Source organism: Stenotrophomonas sp. SAU14A_NAIMI4_8 (assembly GCF_003086695.1).
Classification (GTDB): domain Bacteria; phylum Pseudomonadota; class Gammaproteobacteria; order Xanthomonadales; family Xanthomonadaceae; genus Stenotrophomonas.
This window is the reverse complement of record NZ_CP025999.1, coordinates 3,488,379-3,506,616: the sequence shown is the minus strand read 5'-3', so window position 1 is coordinate 3,506,616 and position 18,238 is coordinate 3,488,379. Positions and strand designations below refer to the sequence as shown.

Annotated in this window: 14 protein-coding genes; 9 read left to right on the top strand and 5 right to left on the bottom strand. The window is 67.5% G+C overall.

Going from position 1 to position 18,238, the window contains the following annotated elements; translation table 11 throughout:
- Window positions 1–11: 11 nt before the first annotated feature.
- Together C1930_RS15930 and C1930_RS15925 are read right to left on the bottom strand one after the other, a co-directional pair.
- On the bottom strand, window positions 12–812 hold the full coding sequence (locus C1930_RS15930) for an MBL fold metallo-hydrolase (protein ID WP_108772168.1): 801 nt from the start codon (window positions 810–812) through the stop codon (window positions 12–14).
- A gap of 9 nt (window positions 813–821) precedes the next feature.
- A complete protein-coding gene (locus C1930_RS15925; protein WP_108757789.1) occupies window positions 822–1,640 on the bottom strand; it encodes a S1/P1 nuclease in 819 nt (272 codons plus the stop codon).
- 126 nt (window positions 1,641–1,766) lie between these two features.
- Between C1930_RS15925 and C1930_RS20345 the strand changes: the two genes are divergently transcribed.
- Window positions 1,767–2,894, top strand: a complete 1,128-nt coding sequence (locus C1930_RS20345) for a GGDEF domain-containing protein (RefSeq protein WP_159093626.1) — start codon at window positions 1,767–1,769, stop codon at window positions 2,892–2,894.
- Window positions 2,895–3,182: 288 nt separating this feature from the next.
- Here the strand turns inward: C1930_RS20345 and C1930_RS15915 are convergent, their stop codons facing one another.
- Entirely contained in the window at window positions 3,183–3,812 is a 630-nt protein-coding gene (locus C1930_RS15915; RefSeq protein ID WP_108757037.1) for an OmpW family outer membrane protein, read from the bottom strand.
- Window positions 3,813–4,005: 193 nt separating this feature from the next.
- Here C1930_RS15915 and gap point away from each other — a divergent pair, with 193 nt between their 5' ends.
- From gap to C1930_RS15875, 8 genes are all read left to right on the top strand, one after another.
- Window positions 4,006–5,010, top strand: coding sequence for a type I glyceraldehyde-3-phosphate dehydrogenase (gene gap, locus C1930_RS15910; RefSeq protein WP_019660012.1), 1,005 nt, complete (start codon window positions 4,006–4,008; stop codon window positions 5,008–5,010).
- A gap of 128 nt (window positions 5,011–5,138) precedes the next feature.
- Window positions 5,139–7,793: a DUF2339 domain-containing protein gene (locus C1930_RS15905; protein ID WP_108757036.1), complete on the top strand. Its 2,655-nt coding sequence runs from the start codon at window positions 5,139–5,141 to the stop codon at window positions 7,791–7,793.
- On the top strand, window positions 7,790–9,166 hold the full coding sequence (locus C1930_RS15900) for a DUF3999 domain-containing protein (RefSeq protein WP_108772166.1): 1,377 nt from the start codon (window positions 7,790–7,792) through the stop codon (window positions 9,164–9,166). The genes C1930_RS15905 and C1930_RS15900 overlap by 4 nt, the downstream gene beginning before the upstream one ends.
- Window positions 9,167–9,800: 634 nt before the next feature.
- Complete coding sequence (locus tag C1930_RS15895; protein WP_108772165.1) at window positions 9,801–10,976, top strand: phosphoglycerate kinase; 1,176 nt, start codon at window positions 9,801–9,803, stop codon at window positions 10,974–10,976.
- Window positions 10,976–11,644 carry an HAD hydrolase-like protein gene (locus C1930_RS15890; RefSeq protein WP_108772164.1) on the top strand — a complete coding sequence of 223 codons (669 nt, stop codon included), beginning with the start codon at window positions 10,976–10,978 and terminating at the stop codon, window positions 11,642–11,644. The genes C1930_RS15895 and C1930_RS15890 overlap by 1 nt, the downstream gene beginning before the upstream one ends.
- A gap of 263 nt (window positions 11,645–11,907) precedes the next feature.
- Window positions 11,908–13,374 carry a pyruvate kinase gene (gene pyk, locus C1930_RS15885; RefSeq protein WP_108753995.1) on the top strand — a complete coding sequence of 489 codons (1,467 nt, stop codon included), beginning with the start codon at window positions 11,908–11,910 and terminating at the stop codon, window positions 13,372–13,374.
- A gap of 199 nt (window positions 13,375–13,573) precedes the next feature.
- Window positions 13,574–14,578, top strand: coding sequence for a class I fructose-bisphosphate aldolase (locus C1930_RS15880; protein WP_108753994.1), 1,005 nt, complete (start codon window positions 13,574–13,576; stop codon window positions 14,576–14,578).
- 124 nt (window positions 14,579–14,702) lie between these two features.
- Window positions 14,703–15,743: an ABC transporter substrate-binding protein gene (locus C1930_RS15875; RefSeq protein ID WP_108772163.1), complete on the top strand. Its 1,041-nt coding sequence runs from the start codon at window positions 14,703–14,705 to the stop codon at window positions 15,741–15,743.
- 6 nt (window positions 15,744–15,749) lie between these two features.
- On the opposite strand, the gene C1930_RS15870 is transcribed toward C1930_RS15875, so the two are convergent.
- Both C1930_RS15870 and cysK read right to left on the bottom strand, forming a co-directional pair.
- The gene (locus C1930_RS15870; protein WP_108753992.1) at window positions 15,750–16,346 is read right to left on the bottom strand and encodes an O-acetyl-ADP-ribose deacetylase; all 597 of its coding nucleotides are present in this window, start codon (window positions 16,344–16,346) and stop codon (window positions 15,750–15,752) included.
- Window positions 16,347–17,236: 890 nt separating this feature from the next.
- Window positions 17,237–18,196 (bottom strand): cysteine synthase A, encoded by a 960-nt coding sequence (gene cysK / locus C1930_RS15865; protein ID WP_108757031.1) that lies wholly within the window; start codon window positions 18,194–18,196, stop codon window positions 17,237–17,239.
- Between the last annotated feature and the right edge of the window lie 42 nt (window positions 18,197–18,238).

The window sequence follows — 18,238 nt, the reverse complement described above, 5'->3', positions numbered from 1 at the left end:
GGCCGCTGCTCTCAGGCCCCGCCCTGGATATTGGCCTTCACCGCCGGCTGCATCAGCTTCGGTTCGGCCAGGGTGGCATCGCGTGCCTGCCGCACGCTGACAAACGCGGCTTCATCCACGCCGTCATGCACGTGGATGTTGTGCGCACGCTGCGCGCCGATGGTGGTTTCATTGGCAATCGCACGGCCACCCGGGCCGTAGTCGTGGCAGACGAACACGCGGGTGGCATCGGGCAGCGCCAGCAGGCGCTGGATGGAGCGGTACAGCTGCGCCGCGTCGCCGCCCGGGAAATCACAGCGGGCGGTGCCGCCATCGGGCATGAACAGCGAGTCGCCGGTGAACAGTGCATCGTCGATCAGATAAGCGATGCTGTCGCTGGTGTGGCCCGGCACCGCGATGATGCGGCCCTGCAGCGTACCCAGCGCGAAGGTTTCGCCATCGCTGAACAGATGGTCGAAGTGCGCGTGCTGCGCCGCCATGTCCAGGCCGTAGCGCGGCGCGAAGGTAGCCTGCACGGCGCGGATGCCTTCGCCGATGGCCAGCGTGGCCTGCGGGAACCGTGCCTTCAACTGGCGCCCGGCCGACACGTGGTCGGCGTGGGCGTGGGTTTCCAGCAGCCAGCGCAGCTGCAGGCCCTGCTGTTCGATGGCCTGCAGCAGCGGGCGCACGGGCGCGTCGCTGCTGGCGTCGGTGTCCGGGTCGTAATCCAGGACCGGATCGATCAACGCCGCCTCGCCACTGGCCGGATCACTGACCAGATAGCTGAAGGTATTGCTGTCGCGGTGGAAGAAGGATTGGACCTGGACCGACATGGAACCTCCTCAGCGTGTGCCCAGCACGCGGTTCAGCAGCTGGGCCAGGTTTTCACCGGCCAGCCGCAGCTGTGCCTCGGCCACCGGACGGTAGCGCGCGGTGTATTCATCGCCGATCTTGCGCGAAGCGGGGTAAACGCCGGGTTGCACCGAAATGCGGCAGCTGGCTTCGGCCCAGCGCTGCGGATCCTGCTGCGGGTTGGATTGGCGCGCCAGCTTCGGCGCCGGCAGTGCGCGCAGCACCGGCAGGTAGCCGCTGTCATCCAGCTTGCGGGTGTTGAGCATGCCGCTGTCCCACAGCGAATGCAGGTTGGTACCGCGGTTGCCGAACTGCAGCTGGAAATCGTTGCCGCCCTTGTCGTGGCCGTAGCCGGCGTGCATCGGCTGGTGTACGTCACCCACCAGGTGCACCACGAACTTCAGCGCCTGCAGGCGCTCGCCATCGGTCAGCTGGCGGTCGCCCAGGATCGCGCTCTGTGCCTTCAGGGCTTCCACGATGCAGTTGCCGTTCTTGCAGTGCTTGGGGGCTTCGTAATGGCAGCCGTCTTCGGCGATGTTCACGTAGTGCCAGCCGGCCGAGCGGCGGCCCAGACCGGGGTCCTTGGCGCGCAGCTGGTCGGCCCAGGGCGCGATGCTGGCCAGGGTGGCGCCGGGTTCGGTGGCCAGCAGGCGGTCCACTTCGGCACGGGCCGTGGGGTTCAGGCGGGTTTCGGCCACCTCGGCCACCAGGCGGTGGCCTTGTGCGCCCCAGGCATGGGCGGGCGCGGACAGGGTCAGCAGGGCCGGGGCGAGCGCGGCGGCGAGGAACAGGGAGTGCAGGGCTTTCATCCGCCCATTCTAGCGGCGCCGCCGGACAGGGAATTGACGCAACGCGGCGCGTCGCCGGCGGCCCGCTGCCGACGCCGCGTTGATCCGGTTGCCGATAGGCTGGCGCGGCCACGCATGGGGACGGCGATGACCAGCACCGACAGGCGCGTTACCGCAGTACCGATCGACGAATCCGGGTTTGCCGCCGCGTTTGATGCACAGGTGCTGTGGCGCATGCGCTGGGCCTGCGCCGTGGCCGCCTGTTTCTCGCTGCTGTTCATCGCGCTGGACCAGCAGTGGTTGCCGCCCGACATCGGCGCCGTGGTGCTGCGCTGGCGCTTGGGCGTGCTGCTGCCGGCATTGCTGGTGGGCGTGGTGATGACCTATCTGCCGGCGTGGCGCCGCTACCAGCAGTACATCGGCGGGGCCATGGTGCTGTGCAGCGGGCTGGCCCTGGTGGCCATGGTGTGGACCGCGCACCACGCCGAAACCGGCTATCCCTATGAAGGGGTGAGCCTGTTCCTGCTGTTCAACTACTTCCTGTGCGGGTTGCGCTTCAAGGTCGCCACGTTCAATGGCACGGTCATCAGCGCCGCCTTCGTGCTGGCCGAAGTGAACGTATTGCCGGCCGGGCCGGCCCTGGCCGAGGCGCTGATGTTCGTGCTGGCCACGCACGTGGCGGGCATGGTGGGCTGTTACATCTCCGAACGCCAGGCACGTGCCACCTTCATTGCCGAACAGCGGCTGGACGCACTGGCCAACCACGATGGCCTGACCGGCCTGCTGAACCGCCGGGCCTTCGACCGCCGTGCCCGGCAGATCTTCCAGCACTACCTGCGCACGCCACACCCGCGCGGTGCGCTGCGCATCGCGATGATCGATATCGATTACTTCAAGCGCTACAACGACCACCACGGCCACCCCGCCGGCGACACCGTGCTGCATGCCGTGGCCGCGGCATTGTCTGCACAGCTGCGCGACGTGGATTCGGTGGTGGCGCGCTATGGTGGCGAAGAGTTCGTGGCGCTGGGCCATTGGCAGCCGGGCCAACCGCAGTCGGCACCGTTCGAACAGCTGCGCCAGCAGGTGCAGGCACTGGCGATCGCCCATGCCGATTCCGATGCGGCGCCAGTGGTCAGCGTCAGCATCGGCGTGGCGCGCTGGCATGACGACGGCGGCGACACCCTGGAACAGGCGCTGGCCAGGGCCGACCAGGCGCTCTACCGCGCCAAGGCCGCCGGCCGCAACCGGGTGGAAGTGGCCGCAGACCAATGAAACCCAATGCCCACTCAACTCATGCGCGCGGATTTTGACTTCGCTTGCACGCGCGCGGAAATGGGAAGGGCGGGGCGGGTGGATTGCTCGGGACCGCAGGCGCCATGGATGGCGCCTACGAGCCTACACGGACGTACTTGCGGCGGGTCCTGAGCAATCCACCCGCCCCGCCCAATCAAAAAAGCCCCGGCACACACACCGGGGCAACATGCTGCGAGCGTTTTTGCTTGGTCGGTTGCTGCTCGAGACGGGGGAGCGGGGGCGTAGCCCCCGCACTCAGAACATTCCTCAGAACTTGAAGACGTACGACACGCCGTACACCAGCGGATCGATGTTCACCGTGCCGATCTTCTCGCCATCCAGCTTCACCTTGCTGTCGATGTCGATCCAGCGCATGTCCACGCGCAGGGCGCCCTTTTCGCCAATGGCGAAGTCCACGCCGGCATGCGCGGCCAGGCCCCAGGAGTCTTCCAGCTTCAGCTTGCTGCCGGCCAGCGCGCCGGTAGTGTCTTCGCTGAAGAAGGTGGTGTAGTTCAGGCCGGCACCCACGAACGGGGACACCTTGCCCTTGCTGTTGAAGTGGTACTGCAGGGTGACCACCGGCGGCAGCTGCTTGCTGCTGCCCACCCGGCCCAGGCCGTTGATGTTGATGTCGTGCTTGAACGGCAGGGCGGCCAGCACTTCGATGCCCAGGTTGTCGGCAATGAAGTATTCGCCGGTAATGGTCGGCTTCACGTCATTGTCCACGTCCACCTTCAGGGTGCCGCCGGCCAGCGAGCCGTTGTTGGACTTCGGTGCGACCTGGTGGACGCCGGCCGAAACCGTCCAGTCGCCCTTGGACTGGGCCATGGCCGGAGCGGCAGCCAGCGACAGGGCGGCGGCCAGGCTGGCCAGGATCAGGGGGGAATGCGTGCGCATGGGGGTGTTCTCGTTGCGGGGTTGATGGGGCCAGTGTCGGCCTCACGCCGCGCTAACGCTTTGATCCGGATCAAATCCCCCCGGCGGCCCCTGCCAGCAGGGGGTCTGGCCCACGGTGGTCAGGCCCGGTTTGCTAGACTTGGGGGCCCTATCCATCCCGCCGCACCCGTCGCGGCCGCAGGAGCTTGAGAACATGGCAATCAAGGTTGGTATCAACGGTTTCGGTCGCATCGGTCGCAACGTCCTGCGCTCGGCGGTGCTGAACTTCGGCGACGACATCGAAATCGTGGCCATCAACGATCTGCTGGAGCCGGACTATCTGGCGTACATGCTCAAGTACGACTCCGTGCACGGCCGCTTCAAGGCCGACGTGGCCGTGCAGGGCAACGACCTGCTGGTGAACGGCAAGAAGATCCGCCTGACCCAGGAACGCGATCCGGCCAACCTGAAGTGGGACGAAGTCGGCGCCGACGTGGTGCTGGAAGCCACCGGCCTGTTCCTGACCAAGGAAACCGCGCAGAAGCACATCGATGCGGGCGCGAAGAAGGTGATCATGTCGGCCCCGTCCAAGGACGACACGCCGATGTTCGTGTTCGGCGTGAACGACAAGACCTACGCCGGCCAGGCCATCATTTCCAACGCGTCGTGCACCACCAACTGCCTGGCCCCGCTGGCCAAGGTCATCAACGACAAGTGGGGCATCAAGCGTGGCCTGATGACCACCGTGCACGCGGCAACCGCCACCCAGAAGACCGTTGACGGCCCGTCCAACAAGGACTGGCGCGGCGGCCGTGGCATCCTGGAAAACATCATTCCCTCGTCCACCGGTGCGGCCAAGGCCGTGGGCGTGGTCATTCCGGAACTGAACAAGAAGCTGACCGGCATGAGCTTCCGCGTGCCGACCTCGGACGTGTCGGTGGTCGACCTGACCGTCGAGCTGGAAAAGGAAGCCACCTACGCCGAGATCTGCGCCGAAGTGAAGGCACAGAGCGAAGGCGCGCTGAAGGGCATCCTGGGCTACACCGAAGACAAGGTGGTGGCCACCGATTTCGTTGGTGAAACCCACACCTCGGTGTTCGATGCCGACGCCGGTATCGCCCTGGACGGCACCTTCGTCAAGCTCGTGTCGTGGTACGACAACGAGTGGGGCTATTCCAACAAGTGCCTGGAAATGGCCAAGGTCGTCGCGGCCAAGTAAGGCCTGCGAAGATCGCCGCACGAACCCCGGCCTGGCCGGGGTTCGTCGTTTATGGGGTCCGGGCATGCCGTAGCATGGGCGGGGTCGACCGCTGCCGTTGGGGCGCGGGTGCGGAGGAAAGACACGCAATGGAAGCCTTGATTGTTCTGGCGGTACTGGCCCTGCTGGCCGTTCCGCTGCTGCTGGTGGTGGCCCTGGTGATGATTGCCGGGCTGCGCCGCCGCGTGGCGGCACTGGAACAGGCCGTGGCCGCGGCGCCCGCCGTGTCGCCTGCGGCCCCGCCGGCGGTCGCGCCCGTCGCTGCGCCGCTGCGCGCACCTGCGGCCGATCTGACCGAGCCGGTGCCCGAGGCGGCGGCTGAAGTCGCTGCCACGGCCGCACCCGCGCCGGCGCCCGCGCCGCCGCCGCGCAGGCCCGCACCGCCGCCGCCGCTGCCCCCTGAACCCGTGCTGCCGCCACTGCCGGCCGAGCCTGCGCTGCCGAACGTCATCGAGCGCGCTGCCGCCGCCGTCAAACGCTGGTTCACCGAAGGCAACGTACCGGTCAAGATCGGCATGCTGGTGCTGCTGGCCGGCGTTGCCGCGCTGCTGAAGTACGTCAGCGACCAGGGCTGGCTGGTGGTGCCGATCGAACTGCGCCTGGCCGGCATTACCGTGGCCGCGCTGGGCCTGCTGGGCTTTGGCTGGCAGCAGCGCGAACGGCGGCGCATGTTCGCGCTGGCACTGCAGGGCGGGGCGATCGGCGTACTGCTGCTGACCGTGTTCGCCGCATTCAAGCGCTATGAACTGCTCAACGCAGGGTTTGCCTTCGGCAGCTCCATCGCCCTGGTGGCCGGGCTGTGCGTGCTGGCCGTGCTGCAGAATTCGCGCACGCTGGCGGTACTGGGCATCCTGGCCGGCTTCATGGCGCCGCTGTGGCTGTCCACCGGCAGCGGCAACCACGTGGGCTTGTTCAGCTACTACGCGGTACTCAATGCCGGCATCTTTGCCATTGCCTGGTTCCGTCCCTGGCGCGCACTGAACCTGCTCGGCTTCGCTTTCACCTTCGGCATCGGCACGTTCTGGGGCGTGCTGCAGTACCGGCCGGAGCAGTTCGCCAGTACTGAACCGTTCCTGCTGCTGTTCTTCGCCTTCTACCTGCTGATTCCGCTGCTGTACGCGCGGCGCCAGCCGGCGGCGCGGCGTGACCTGGTCGATGGCAGCCTGGTGTTCGGCACGCCGCTGGTAGCGTTCTCGCTGCAGGCCGGCATGCTGCACACCCAGCCGATGACCCTGGCCCTGTGTGCGCTGGGCCTGGCGGCGATCTATGCGGTGCTGGCCCGCGCGTTGCTGGCGCGGGCGTCGTACACGGTGCTGGCGCAGTCGCACGCGGTGTTGGCGGTGGGCTTTGCCACGCTGGCGGTGCCGCTGGCGCTGTCGGCGCGTGCCACCGGCGCGGTGTTCGCGCTGGAAGGGGCGGGCCTGGCCTGGCTGGGCCTGCGCCAGCAGCGTTGGCTGCCGCAGGTGGCCGGCGCGCTGCTGCAGCTGGGCGCGGCCTTCGCCTTCGTGGTGGGCGCCGATTACTGGCACGGCGATGGCCGCTTCCTGTTGAACCCCACGGCCATTGGCGCGCTGCTGCTGGCGCTGGCCGGGTTTGCCTCGGCATGGAGCTACCAGCAGCGCAGCCGCCATGACATGGCCCTGGTCTATTACCTGTGGGGCCTGCTGTGGTGGTTCGGTGGGTTCGCCCATGACATCGCGCGCTTCCTGCCGCTGCTGTCGCAGGCCGATGCGTTGCTGGTGCTGGTGGCGGTGACCGGCTGGCTGGCCGCCGAACTGCAGCACCGTCGCCCCGCGCGCGCGCTGGGGCTGACCGCGCTGGGCATGCTGGCGTTGGCCTTCCCGGTGGCGCTGTGGCAGAACGAGGCCCATCCGCAGCCGTTTGCCGGTTACGGTGCGCTGGCCTGGGCGGTGTTTGCGGTGCTGGGCGTGCGTACCCTGCTGTGCCTGCGCCGCAGCAACGGCTGGGTGGCCAGCATCGCGCAGTTCCTGTGGCTGCTGCTGTGGCCCTGCCTGTTGTCACTGCTGGCCCTGTGGGGCGGCGATGCCGCCGCGCTGGCGCAGGGCTGGACCACCTTGCTGGTCACCCTGCCGTGGCTGCTGCTGGCGGCGCTGTCGCTGTGGCGCTGGAACGCGGTGAGCTGGCCGCTGGGCGAGCGCTTTGCGGCCGCACGCGCGCCGTTGCAGACCACGCTGTTCGCAGCACTGGCCCTGGCTTGGTTGGCCGCACTGCTGCAACCGGGCGACGCGGCGCCGTTGGCCTGGCTGCCCGTGCTGAACCCGGCCGAGCTGACCCAATGGCTGGCACTGCTGCTGGGGGCTTACTGGCTGTACAGCGCCGAAGGGCCGATGGAACTGCGCAGACTGCGGGTTCCGCTGCTGGCCGTGGTCGGCTTCGTCACGCTTACCAGCACCGTGCTGCACGCCGTGCATCACTGGGGCGGCCTGCCGTGGAACGCCGGCATGGCCCGTTCCAGCCTGGCCCAGACCAGCCTGACCGTGCTGTGGAGCGTGCTGGGCGTGATCGCCTGGGTGTGGGGCTCCAAGCGCGGCCAGCGCGTGCTGTGGATGGTGGGCGCGGTGCTGATGGGCGTGGTGCTGGCCAAGCTGGTGCTGATCGACCGCCAGCACCTGGGCAACCTGCTGGGCATCGCATCGTTCATTGCCTACGGCCTGCTGTGCACGGTCGTGGGCTATCTGGCGCCGGCCCCGCCGGCGGCGCCAACCGTGGAGAAAAACGCATGAAAACCTGGAGCGCGGTGGTCCTGCCGCTGCTGATGGCCGTCACCGGCAGCGTTGCCGCACAGGCAACCGATTACCGCCAGCACTACGCCGAACAATGGCCGTTGAGTCTGTCCAGCGCGCAGTCCGGTGCGTACCGGGTGGTGCTGGAGCCGGCCATCTATCGCCGCGCAGGAACAGCCGACCTGGCCGACCTGCAGGTGTTCAACGCGGCCGGGCAGGCCCTGCCGTCGGCGCTGCTGGCGCCGGACCAGCCACTGGCGCAGGCACCGGTGCAGCGCGAACTGCCCTGGTTCGCACTGCCGCCGCTGGCCGACGCACAACGCAATGATCTGCAGCTGCTGACCGAGCGTGACACCGATGGCCGCGTGCGTCGGGTCGAGGCGCGCGTGGGTGCCGGCACAGCCGCAAGCGGGCAGGGCGGCTGGCTGGTCGATGCCAGCGTGCTCGGCCAGCAGCCGCTGGCGGCGCTGGTGCTGGACTGGGCCGACAGCGGCCAGCCGCTGCAGGCGCAGGTGCAGGTCGATGCCAGCGACGATCTGCAGCATTGGCGTTCGGTTGCCCGTGACGTGCCCCTGGTGGACCTGCAGCGCGCCGGCAAGCGCCTGCTGCAGCGTCGCCTGCAGATTGATGGCACCACCCGCTACCTGCGTATCCTGCCGCAGGGCAGTGCCGCACTGCCGGCGCTGCGCAGCGTGCTGGCCGAACTGCCACCGGCACCGGCCACCGTGCCCTGGGAATGGGTGCCGCTGCAGCCGCGCACGCAGGGCAAGGGCGAATTCACCTTTGAACTGGATGGCCGTTTCCCGGTGTCGCGCGCCGATGTGGCCAGCACCGGCAACAGCCTGGTGCAGTGGACCCTGTACAGCCGCGATGATGCCGATGCCGATTGGCAGCGCCGCAGCGCGCCGTGGATCGCCTATCAGTTGCAGCAGGGCGCGGCGGGGCAGCGCCAGCAGTCGGCCTCGCAGCCGCTGGCGGGCACCTGGCGCGATCGCTACTGGAAGCTGGTGGCTGACCCCGCGCAGACCGGCGGCACGCCGACGCTGCGCCTGGGTTACCAGCCCGAAGTGATGGTGTTCCTGAGCCAGGGGGCTGCGCCGTATGCGCTGGCGGTGGGCAGCGCCACGGCGCGTCGTGCCGAAGCGCCGATCACCGTGTTGATCGAAGAACTACGGCAGCGCAACGACCCGGCATGGCAGCCCACGCTGGCGCGTTTCGAAGGCAGCCCGGAAGTGTTGGCCGGTGATGCGGCACTGCAGCCGCAGCGCGACTGGAAGGCATGGTTGTTGTGGGCATTGCTGGGGCTGGGCGTGCTGGTGGTCGGTGGTCTGGCGATCAGCCTGCTGAAGCAGAAGCCCGCGCCTTCGGCGTAGTGTCCTGCGAACGGCGCAGCCCCTCGTGGGTGGTCGGTTGGTCGGGTAAAAGCCGCGCATGGCCGGGCGCGGTGGGGCCGCGGGGGACGCCGTGAATCCGTCCGTGGAGGCTTGGCCGCCGCATCCATGCGGCGGACACCCCCGCGGCCCCACCCCGCCCGGCCTCTGACAGTTTCCGGGGGCGGCCACCCACGGAAAAGAAAAAAGAAGAGCAAAAGCCGGTCGCGCGCTGCGCGCGCTCGCTGCGGGGTCGGATCCGTTTTCCGCAGGAAAACGGATCCGACCCCTTCTTCCCAACCGACATCACAGACCGCTCTTGCTTCGGCCGTTGCCGTCCGCTCCGCCCCTGAACCTGTCGAGGCCGGGGCGGTGTGGGCTGGCAGGGGTGTCCGCGGCATGGATGCCGCGGCCAAGCCTACAAGGACGTACTTGCGGCGTCCCCTGCCAGCCCACACCACCCCGGCCCACCCACAGCACCAGGAAGCGCCATCGTTTCGGCTCTGGCTCTGGCTGTGGCTCTGGCCGTTGCTGTTGCCGTGCGCTTCTGCCTGCCGCAGGCATCGGCCCCCCACCACCCGATACAATGGCCGTCTGCCGTACACCGGCATCCCGTCCCTGAGCCAAAGAGTTGCCCATGTCCATCGTCCGCATGACCGACCTCGACCTCTCCGGCAAGCGCGTGCTGATCCGCCAGGATCTGAACGTGCCGATCGAGAATGGCCGCATCACCTCCGAACAGCGCATCACCGCCTCGCTGCCGACGCTCAAGCGCGCGCTGGAACAGGGCGCCGCCGTGATGGTCACCTCGCACCTGGGCCGTCCGAAGGAAGGCGTGTGGAGCGAAGCCGATTCGCTGGCACCGGTTGCTGCGCGCCTGTCCGAACTGCTGGGCCGTGAAGTGCCGCTGGTGCGCGACTGGGTGGACGGCGTGGACGTGCAGCCGGGCCAGCTGGTGCTGCTGGAAAACTGCCGCATGAACGTCGGCGAGGGCAAGGATGACGAAACCCTGTCCAAGCAGTATGCCGCCCTGTGCGATGTGTTCGTGATGGATGCCTTTGGTACCGCGCACCGCGCGCAGGCCTCCACCCACGGCGTGATCCGCTTCGCCCCGGTGGCCGCCGGCGGTCCGCTGCTGATGGCCGAACTGGACGCACTGGCCAAGGCGCTGGATGCCCCGGCCAAGCCGCTGCTGGCCATCGTGGCTGGCAGCAAGGTCAGTACCAAGCTGGAACTGCTGGCCAACCTGGTCAACAAGGTGGACCAGCTGATCGTGGGCGGCGGCATCGCCAACACCTTCATCGCCGCGGCCGGCTACAAGGTCGGCAAGTCGCTGTACGAACCGGACCTGCTGGATACCGCCAGGAAGATCGTGGCCGACGCGCAGGCCCGTGGCGCAGCCATTCCGCTGCCGGTGGACGTGGTCACCGCCAAGCAGTTCCTGCCCGACGCCGCGGCGGAAGTGAAGGCCGTCGATGCCGTGGCCGAAGACGATCTGATCCTGGACATCGGCCCGCAGACGGCCGCGCAGTACGCGCAGCTGATCGAGCAGGCCGGCACCGTGGTCTGGAACGGCCCGGTGGGTGTGTTCGAATTCGAAGCCTTCAGCAAGGGCACCGAAGCGCTGGCCCGCGCCATCGCCCGCTCCAAGGCGTTCTCCATCGCCGGTGGTGGTGACACCCTGGCGGCAGTGGACAAGTTCGATATCGCCGGCGATGTCAGCTACATCTCGACCGGCGGCGGTGCGTTCCTGGAATTCCTGGAAGGCAAGACCCTGCCTGCCGTGGCCGCCCTGGCTGCGCGCGGCAACTGATGTCGGTCCAGCCGCAACAGATCGAGGAAGGGCGTGCCACGCTCTTCTTCGACATGGATGGCACGCTCATCGATTCGGAAGTGGGCATCACCACCTGTATTGCCTATGCGCTGCAGAAGATGGACCAGCCGGTACCACCGCAGGAAACCCTGCTGGGGTGGATCGGCCCATCGCTGCGCACCACCTTCACCCCGCTGTTCGGCGACGCGCAGCGGGTGGAGCAGGCGGTGGCGCTGTACCGCGAGCGCTTCGATGTGCAGGGCTGGCGTGAGCACACGGTCTATCCGGACATCGAAGACACCGTGCGTGCGCTGCATGCGCGGGGCCATCGCATGGCCGTGGTGACCGCCAAGAACGAGGTACATGCCCGCCGTATCGCCGAACATCTGCCGTTTGGCCACCTGTTCGACGATGTGATCGGCTCTACCCCCGATGGCTCGCGCAGCAGCAAGCCGCAACTGGTGGGCGAGGCCCTGCAGCGGCTGCAGCTGGACCCGGCACAGTGCTGGATGATCGGCGACCGCCGCATGGATATCGAAGGCGCGCGCTTCCATGGCGTGCGCAACGTGGGCGTGCTGTGGGGGTTTGGCGGCGAAGCCGAGCTGACCGAGGCCGGCGCCGGCCATCTGGCCCGCGAACCGGCGCAGCTGCTCACCCTGCTGGCCTGACCCACCCAGGGGTCGGATCCCTCTCCAGCGGAGAGGGCTCTGACCCCGATGACCGCGAGGGGTCGGACCCCTCTCCAAGGGAGAGGGCTCTGACCCCGCTGGCCGGGCGAGTACAAGCGCGGGAACCGATTACATCCGCCCCCCTGTCCGGAGCATGTCCGCTCCATGTCCCGAAGAGTCAGGCGCCACAAGGGTGTAACCGTATACATGGGGCGTGAAGGATGTGCTAATTTCCCCCCTTTCACGGGAGAGGCCCATTCACCATGTTCGAGCGTCAGCGTCGCACCAAGATCCTTGCCACCCTCGGTCCGGCGACCGACCCGCCGGGCGTGCTGGAGGATCTGTTCCGCGCCGGCGTGAACGTGGTGCGCCTCAACTTCAGCCACGGTGACCCGTCCGGCCAGGCCAAGCGCGCCGCCGACGTGCGCGCCGCCGCCGCCCGCGTGGGCGTGGAAGTGGGCATCCTGGCCGACCTGCCGGGCCCGAAGATCCGCATCGAGCGCTTCGCCGAAGGCAAGGTCTTCCTGAAGGCCGGTGACCGTTTCGACCTGATCGCCAATGAAAACGCCGGCCCCGGCGATGCCAGCCAGGTAGGCGTGAGCTACCTGGGCCTGCCGCAGGACGTGGGCCCCGGCGACGTGCTGCTGCTCGATGACGGCCTGATGCAGCTGCAGGTGGTGGAAGTGCAGGGCGAGCGCATCATCAACACCGTGCTCAACGACGGCGCACTGTCCGACCGCAAGGGCCTGAACAAGCAGGGTGGCGGCCTGTCGCTGGGCGCGTTGACCGAGCGCGACAAGGAACTGATCGGCATCGTTGCCAAGATCGGCGTGGATTTCATCGCGGTTTCGTTCTGCCGCAACGCGCAGGACATGAACGACGCGCGTGACATCGCCCGTTCGCACGGCTGCGATGCTGCCCTGGTGTCGAAGATCGAGCGCACCGAAGCCATCGAGAACCTGGAAGAAATCGTCGAGGCCAGCGATGTGGTGATGGTGGCCCGTGGCGACCTGGGCGTGGAAATCGGCGATGCCGAACTGCCGGGCCTGCAGAAGAAGATCATCAAGGCCTCGCTGGCGCAGAACAAGGTGGTGATCACCGCCACGCAGATGCTGCAGTCGATGGTGGAAAGCCCCATTCCGACCCGCGCCGAAGTGCTGGACGTGGCCAACTCGGTCATCGACGGTACCGATGCGGTAATGCTGTCGGCCGAAACCGCCGCCGGCGCCTACCCGGTGAAGGCCGTGGAGGCCATGGCGCGCATCTGCCTGGGTGCCGAACGCCAGTTCCAGACCGAAACCGACTTCAATGCCTCGCCGCGCAACCTGGAACGCGCCGACCAGGCCATCGCCATGGCCACCATGTTCCTGTCCCAGCACGTGGGCGTGCGCGCCATCGTGGCGATGACCGAATCCGGTGGCACCGCCCGTTACCTGTCGCGTTTCCGCGCCAAGGCGCCGGTGTTCGCGGTCACCCGCCACGACGGCGCCCGCCGCCAGATGGCGCTGATGCGCGATGTCTACCCGATCAACTTCGACAGCCGCGGCCTGACCCCGCGCGAAGCTGCACGTGGCAGCATCCGCCTGCTGGTGGAATCGGAACTGCTGCAGGCCGGTGATCGTGTCGTGTTCACCAGTGGCGAGCACATGGAAACCCTGGGTGCCACCAACACCCTGCGTCTGCTGGAAGTGGGCGAAGACGGCCGCGCCAGCGGTCTGGGCGACCTGTAAGCGCAGCCGCCGGGCCAGGGTCAGAGCCCCTTCGGGGATCTGACCCCGGGGTCGGATCCCCGCAGGGGCTCTGACCCCATCGCGCAGGACATGTTTTGTCCTGCGCACATCTGGAATCGTTTCCATCCTGTCCTCCACGTCGGGGCAACGGGTGGCGGGGCTATAATTGCGTTTTTCCCGCACCCGCCACAGGAAATACATGAGCATCGAACAGCTGGCCGAAACCGCCCAGGCCATGGTCGCCCCGGGCAAGGGCATCATCGCGATCGACGAATCCACCGCTACCATCGCCAAGCGTTTCGCCGGCGTGGGTATCGAGAACACCGAGGAAAACCGTCGCGCCTACCGCGAGCTGCTGCTGACCACGCCGAAGCTCAACGAGCACATTTCCGGCGCCATCCTGTACGACGAAACCATCCGCCAGGCCACCAAGGACGGCGTGCCGTTCGCCAAGTACATGGCCGACCACGGCATGATTCCGGGCATCAAGGTGGACAAGGGTGCGCACCCGCTGGCCGGCTGCCCGGGCGAGCTGGTCACCGAAGGCCTGGACGGCCTGCGCGAGCGCCTGCAGGAGTACTACAAGCTGGGTGCCCGCTTCGCCAAGTGGCGCGCGGTCATCAACATCGGCGACAACACCCCGTCGGGCACCTGCATCGAATCCAACGCCCACGCGCTGGCCCGTTACGCCGCCCTGTGCCAGGAATGCGGCCTGGTGCCGATGGTCGAGCCGGAAGTGATCATGGACGGCGACCATGACATCGAAACCTGCTACGAAGTGACCGAAGCCACCCTGCGTTCGCTGTTCGATGCGCTGTACCAGCAGAACGTGCTGCTGGAAGGCACCATCCTGAAGGCGTCGATGGTCATCTCGGGCAAGGGCTGCGACGAGCAGGCCGACGTGGAAGAAGTGGCCGAATCGACCGTGATGTGCCTGAAGAGCACCGTGCCGGCCATCCTGCCGGGCGTGGTGTTCCTGTCCGGCGGCCAGAGCGACGAGCAGTCCACCGAGCATCTGAACGCGATGAACCAGCTGGGCAACCTGCCGTGGCCGCTCAGCTTCTCCTACGGCCGTGCCATGCAGCAGGCCGCGCTGAAGCTGTGGGCCAAGGACATGAAGGGCAACTACGCCGCTGCACAGAAGACCGTGTACGAGCGCGCCAAGGACAACGGCCTGGCCGCCCTGGGCAAGTGGAACGGCTGAGCCGCGCCATCGCCTGAGCAGTTATGGACGCCGGCCCTGTGCCGGCGTCTTCATTTGCGGGTATCGTTGCGCTGCAGCGGGTGCCGTGTCGGCGCCCGGTTTCCAGGGAAAGGAGCAGCAGCACATGCGCAAGGCCGCCATCGTGATCGTTATTGCCACCGTCGTGGCCTTGGCCGGTTGCAATCGTCTTCCCGGCAGCAGTGCAGAGGCCGGCAAGGCCCCGCCGCTGGCGCTGGACAAGCCGCTGTCCGGTGAAATCACCGCACGCAGCGCACTCAACTACAACGATGGCAGCCACTACCAGGTCTACGCGCTGGCCCTGCAGGACAAGCAGCGGGTCGGCATCAAGCTGACCGGCACGCTCAACGGCTCCATCAGCGTGTTCGACAACGGCACCCTGGTGGCCAGCAGCCGCAGTGGCTATGAAAGTGGCGACGAAGTCTCGGTGGCGTTCCGCGCCGACGGCAGCGGCACCTACCAAGTGGCGGTGAACGCCGAAGGTCCCGATGCGTTCGGGCCGTTCCGGCTGCGCGCCGAAACCCTGCAGCCCTATGACGGCACGCCGATCGTCGGCGCCGGCCGCATCAACGACCTGCTGCTGGACGAAACACAGGACTACACGCTGAAGGTCGACAGCCCCGGCCTGTACGAGATCCAGCTGCGCTCTGACGCCTTCGATACCCTGTTGTCGCTGAAGGGCAACGGCCAGGAAAGCGAGAACGACGACGGCGGCGAGGGCACCGATTCGCGCATCACCCTGCCACTGCAGCCCGGCGAGTACACGCTGACCGTGCGCGGGCTGGGCGACGGCGACCAAGGCGCCTTCAGCCTGGAGGCCACGCGCAGCGCCATGCCGGACAACCTGGTCGATACCGATGGCACAGCGCTGCCCCGCAACGGCAGCGTCTACACGCTGCTGGAAGGCGAAGGTCGCCGCCGTTTCCTGCTGACTCTGGACGAACCGGCCGAGGTGCAGCTCGATGCGCTGTCCAGCCAGGTCGACACCGTGCTGCGTCTGGTCGGTGGCGAGATCGAGCGCAGCGATGACGACGGTGGCAACGGAACCGACGCACGCCTGCAGGAAACCCTGCCGGCCGGCCACTACACGGTGGACGTGAGCAACCTGAGCGAAACCAGCGGCCTAGTGGAAATCAAGGTGCGCTGATCGCGCTCAGTGCGCGGCCGCAAAGCCGGCATCACCCACCGGCGGCAGCGGCAGGATACGCTCGGCCTCCACCGCCTGGCCGGCGGCGGCCAACGCCTGCTGGTAGGCCTTGGCGGTGGCGGTATTGAAGGCCACCAGCACGATGCGCATCGGCTGCGCGTGGCTGCGCTGCCACGCCAGCGTTTCAGTCACGGCCACCTGCGCGGCCTGGTATAGCGGGTAGCCGTACACGCCGCAGCTGATGGCGGGAAACGCAATGGACTGTACGCCCAGCGATTCGGCCATCTGCAGCGATTTCCAATAGCAGTTGGCCAGCAGCGCCGGTTCGTCGCGCTGGCCGTCGTGCCAGACCGGGCCTACGGTGTGCAGCACATGCTTGGCCGGCAGTGCATGGCCGGCGGTGGCGCGCACTTCGCCGGTGGGGCAGCGCACGCCGGGGCGCAGCTGCGGCAGCTGCTCGCATTCCTGCAGCAGGCCCGGGCCTGCCGCGCGGTGGATCGCACCATCCACGCCGCCGCCGCCCAGCAGCGATTCATTGGCCGCGTTGACGATCGCATCCACCGCCAGGGTCGTGATGTCGCCCTGCCACACTTCGATCTTCATGCGTCCGTCTCCTGCCTGTCGGTTGTTCCGCGCATCCTCCGCGCTGGCTGTACCCACGGTAGGGCACAGGGCATGGATGCTGCGTCATGACCGTCTCACAACCTGCGATCCGGTCTTCACGCACGATGGCGGCAATTAGCTTCACGCAGGCTGAAGCAGAAAGGGGTCAGATCCTTTTCCGCATGGAAAAGGCGCTGCCCCCCATCATTGCGCCACGTCGGTGGGGTCAGAGCCCTTTCCCTGCGGGAAAGGGATCCGACCCCGTGTGTGGTTACGGCAGTAGAAAGGGGTCAGATCCTTTTCCGCATGGAAAAGGCGCTGACCCCTGTCATTGCGACACACCGGTGGGGTCAGAGCCCATTCCCTGCGGGAAAGGGATCCGACCCCGTGCGTGGTTACTGAAGCAGAAAGGGGTCAGATCCTTTTCCGCATGGAAAAGGCGCTGACCCCTGTCATTGCGACACACCGGTGGGGTCAGAGCCCATTCCCTGCGGGAAAGGGATCCGACCCCGTGTGTGGTTACGGCAGTAGAAAGGGGTCAGATCCTTTTCCGCATGGAAAAGGCTCGGACCCCCGTCATTGCGCCACGCCGGTGGGTTCAGAGCCCTTTCCCTGCGGGAAAGGGATCCGACCCCGTGTGTGGTTACGGCAGTAGAAAGGGGTCGGATCCTTTTCCGCATGGAAAAGGCTCTGACCCCCATCATTGCGCCACGTCGGTGGGGTCAGAGCCCTTTCCCTGCGGGAAAGGGATCCGACCCCGTGTGTGGTTACGGCAGTAGAAAGGGGTCAGATCCTTTTCCGCATGGAAAAGGCTCTGACCCCCGTCATTGCGCCACGTCGGTGGGGTCAGAGCCCTTTCCCTGCGGGAAAGAGATCCGACCCCGCACCGCTTACGGCAGGCCGGCCAGCCAGTCGTCGTCGGAGCCTTCGTTCACATCGGCAAACAGCGGCGTGGAGAAGTAGCGTTCACCGGTATCGGGCAGCATCGCCAGGATGACCGAGCCCGCCTCGGCACGGCTGGCCACATCCAGCGCGCTGGCCACGGTGGCGCCGGCCGAGATGCCCACGAACAGACCTTCCTCGGCGGCCAGGCGGCGCGCGGTGGCAATGGCGCGTTCGTCTTCCACGGTCAGCAGTTCATCCACCACGTCGCGGTTCAACACATCGGGCACGAAATCCGGGGTCCAGCCCTGGATCTTGTGCGGCTTCCAGTCATCGCCCTTCAGCAACGCGGCGCCGGCCGGTTCGGTGGCCACGATGCGCGTCTGCGGGCGTGCCACCTTCAGCACTTCGCCCACACCGGTGAGCGTGCCGCCGGTGCCCCAGCCGCTCACGAAGTAATCCAGGCGCTTGCCAGCGAAGTCGCGCAGGATCTCGGCCGCAGTGGTGTTGCGGTGGTAGGCCGGGTTGGCCGGGTTGGCGAACTGGCTGGCCAGGAACCAGCCATGCTGTTCGGCCAGCTCGCGCGCCTTGCGCACCATGCCGCTGCCGCGTTCGGCGGCCGGGGTCAGGATCACCTTGGCACCGTAGGCACGCATCAGCTTGCGGCGTTCGATGGAGAAGGTTTCCACCATGGTGGCCACGAACTTGTAGCCGCGGGCGGCGGCGACCATGGCCAGGGCCACGCCGGTATTGCCCGATGTGGCCTCCACGATGGTGTCGCCGGGCTTGAGCAGGCCGCGCGCTTCGGCGTCCAGGATGATGGCCAGGGCCAGGCGGTCCTTCACCGAACCGCCCGGATTGAACGATTCGACCTTGGCGTACAAGGTCACGCCCTGCGGCGCCAGGCGCTGCAGCTTGACGATGGGGGTATTGCCGATGGTGTCCAGGATGGAGTCGTACAGGGCCATGGAAGCGCTCCAGAAGCAGGCCGCGCCGGGCTGCGGCGGGCG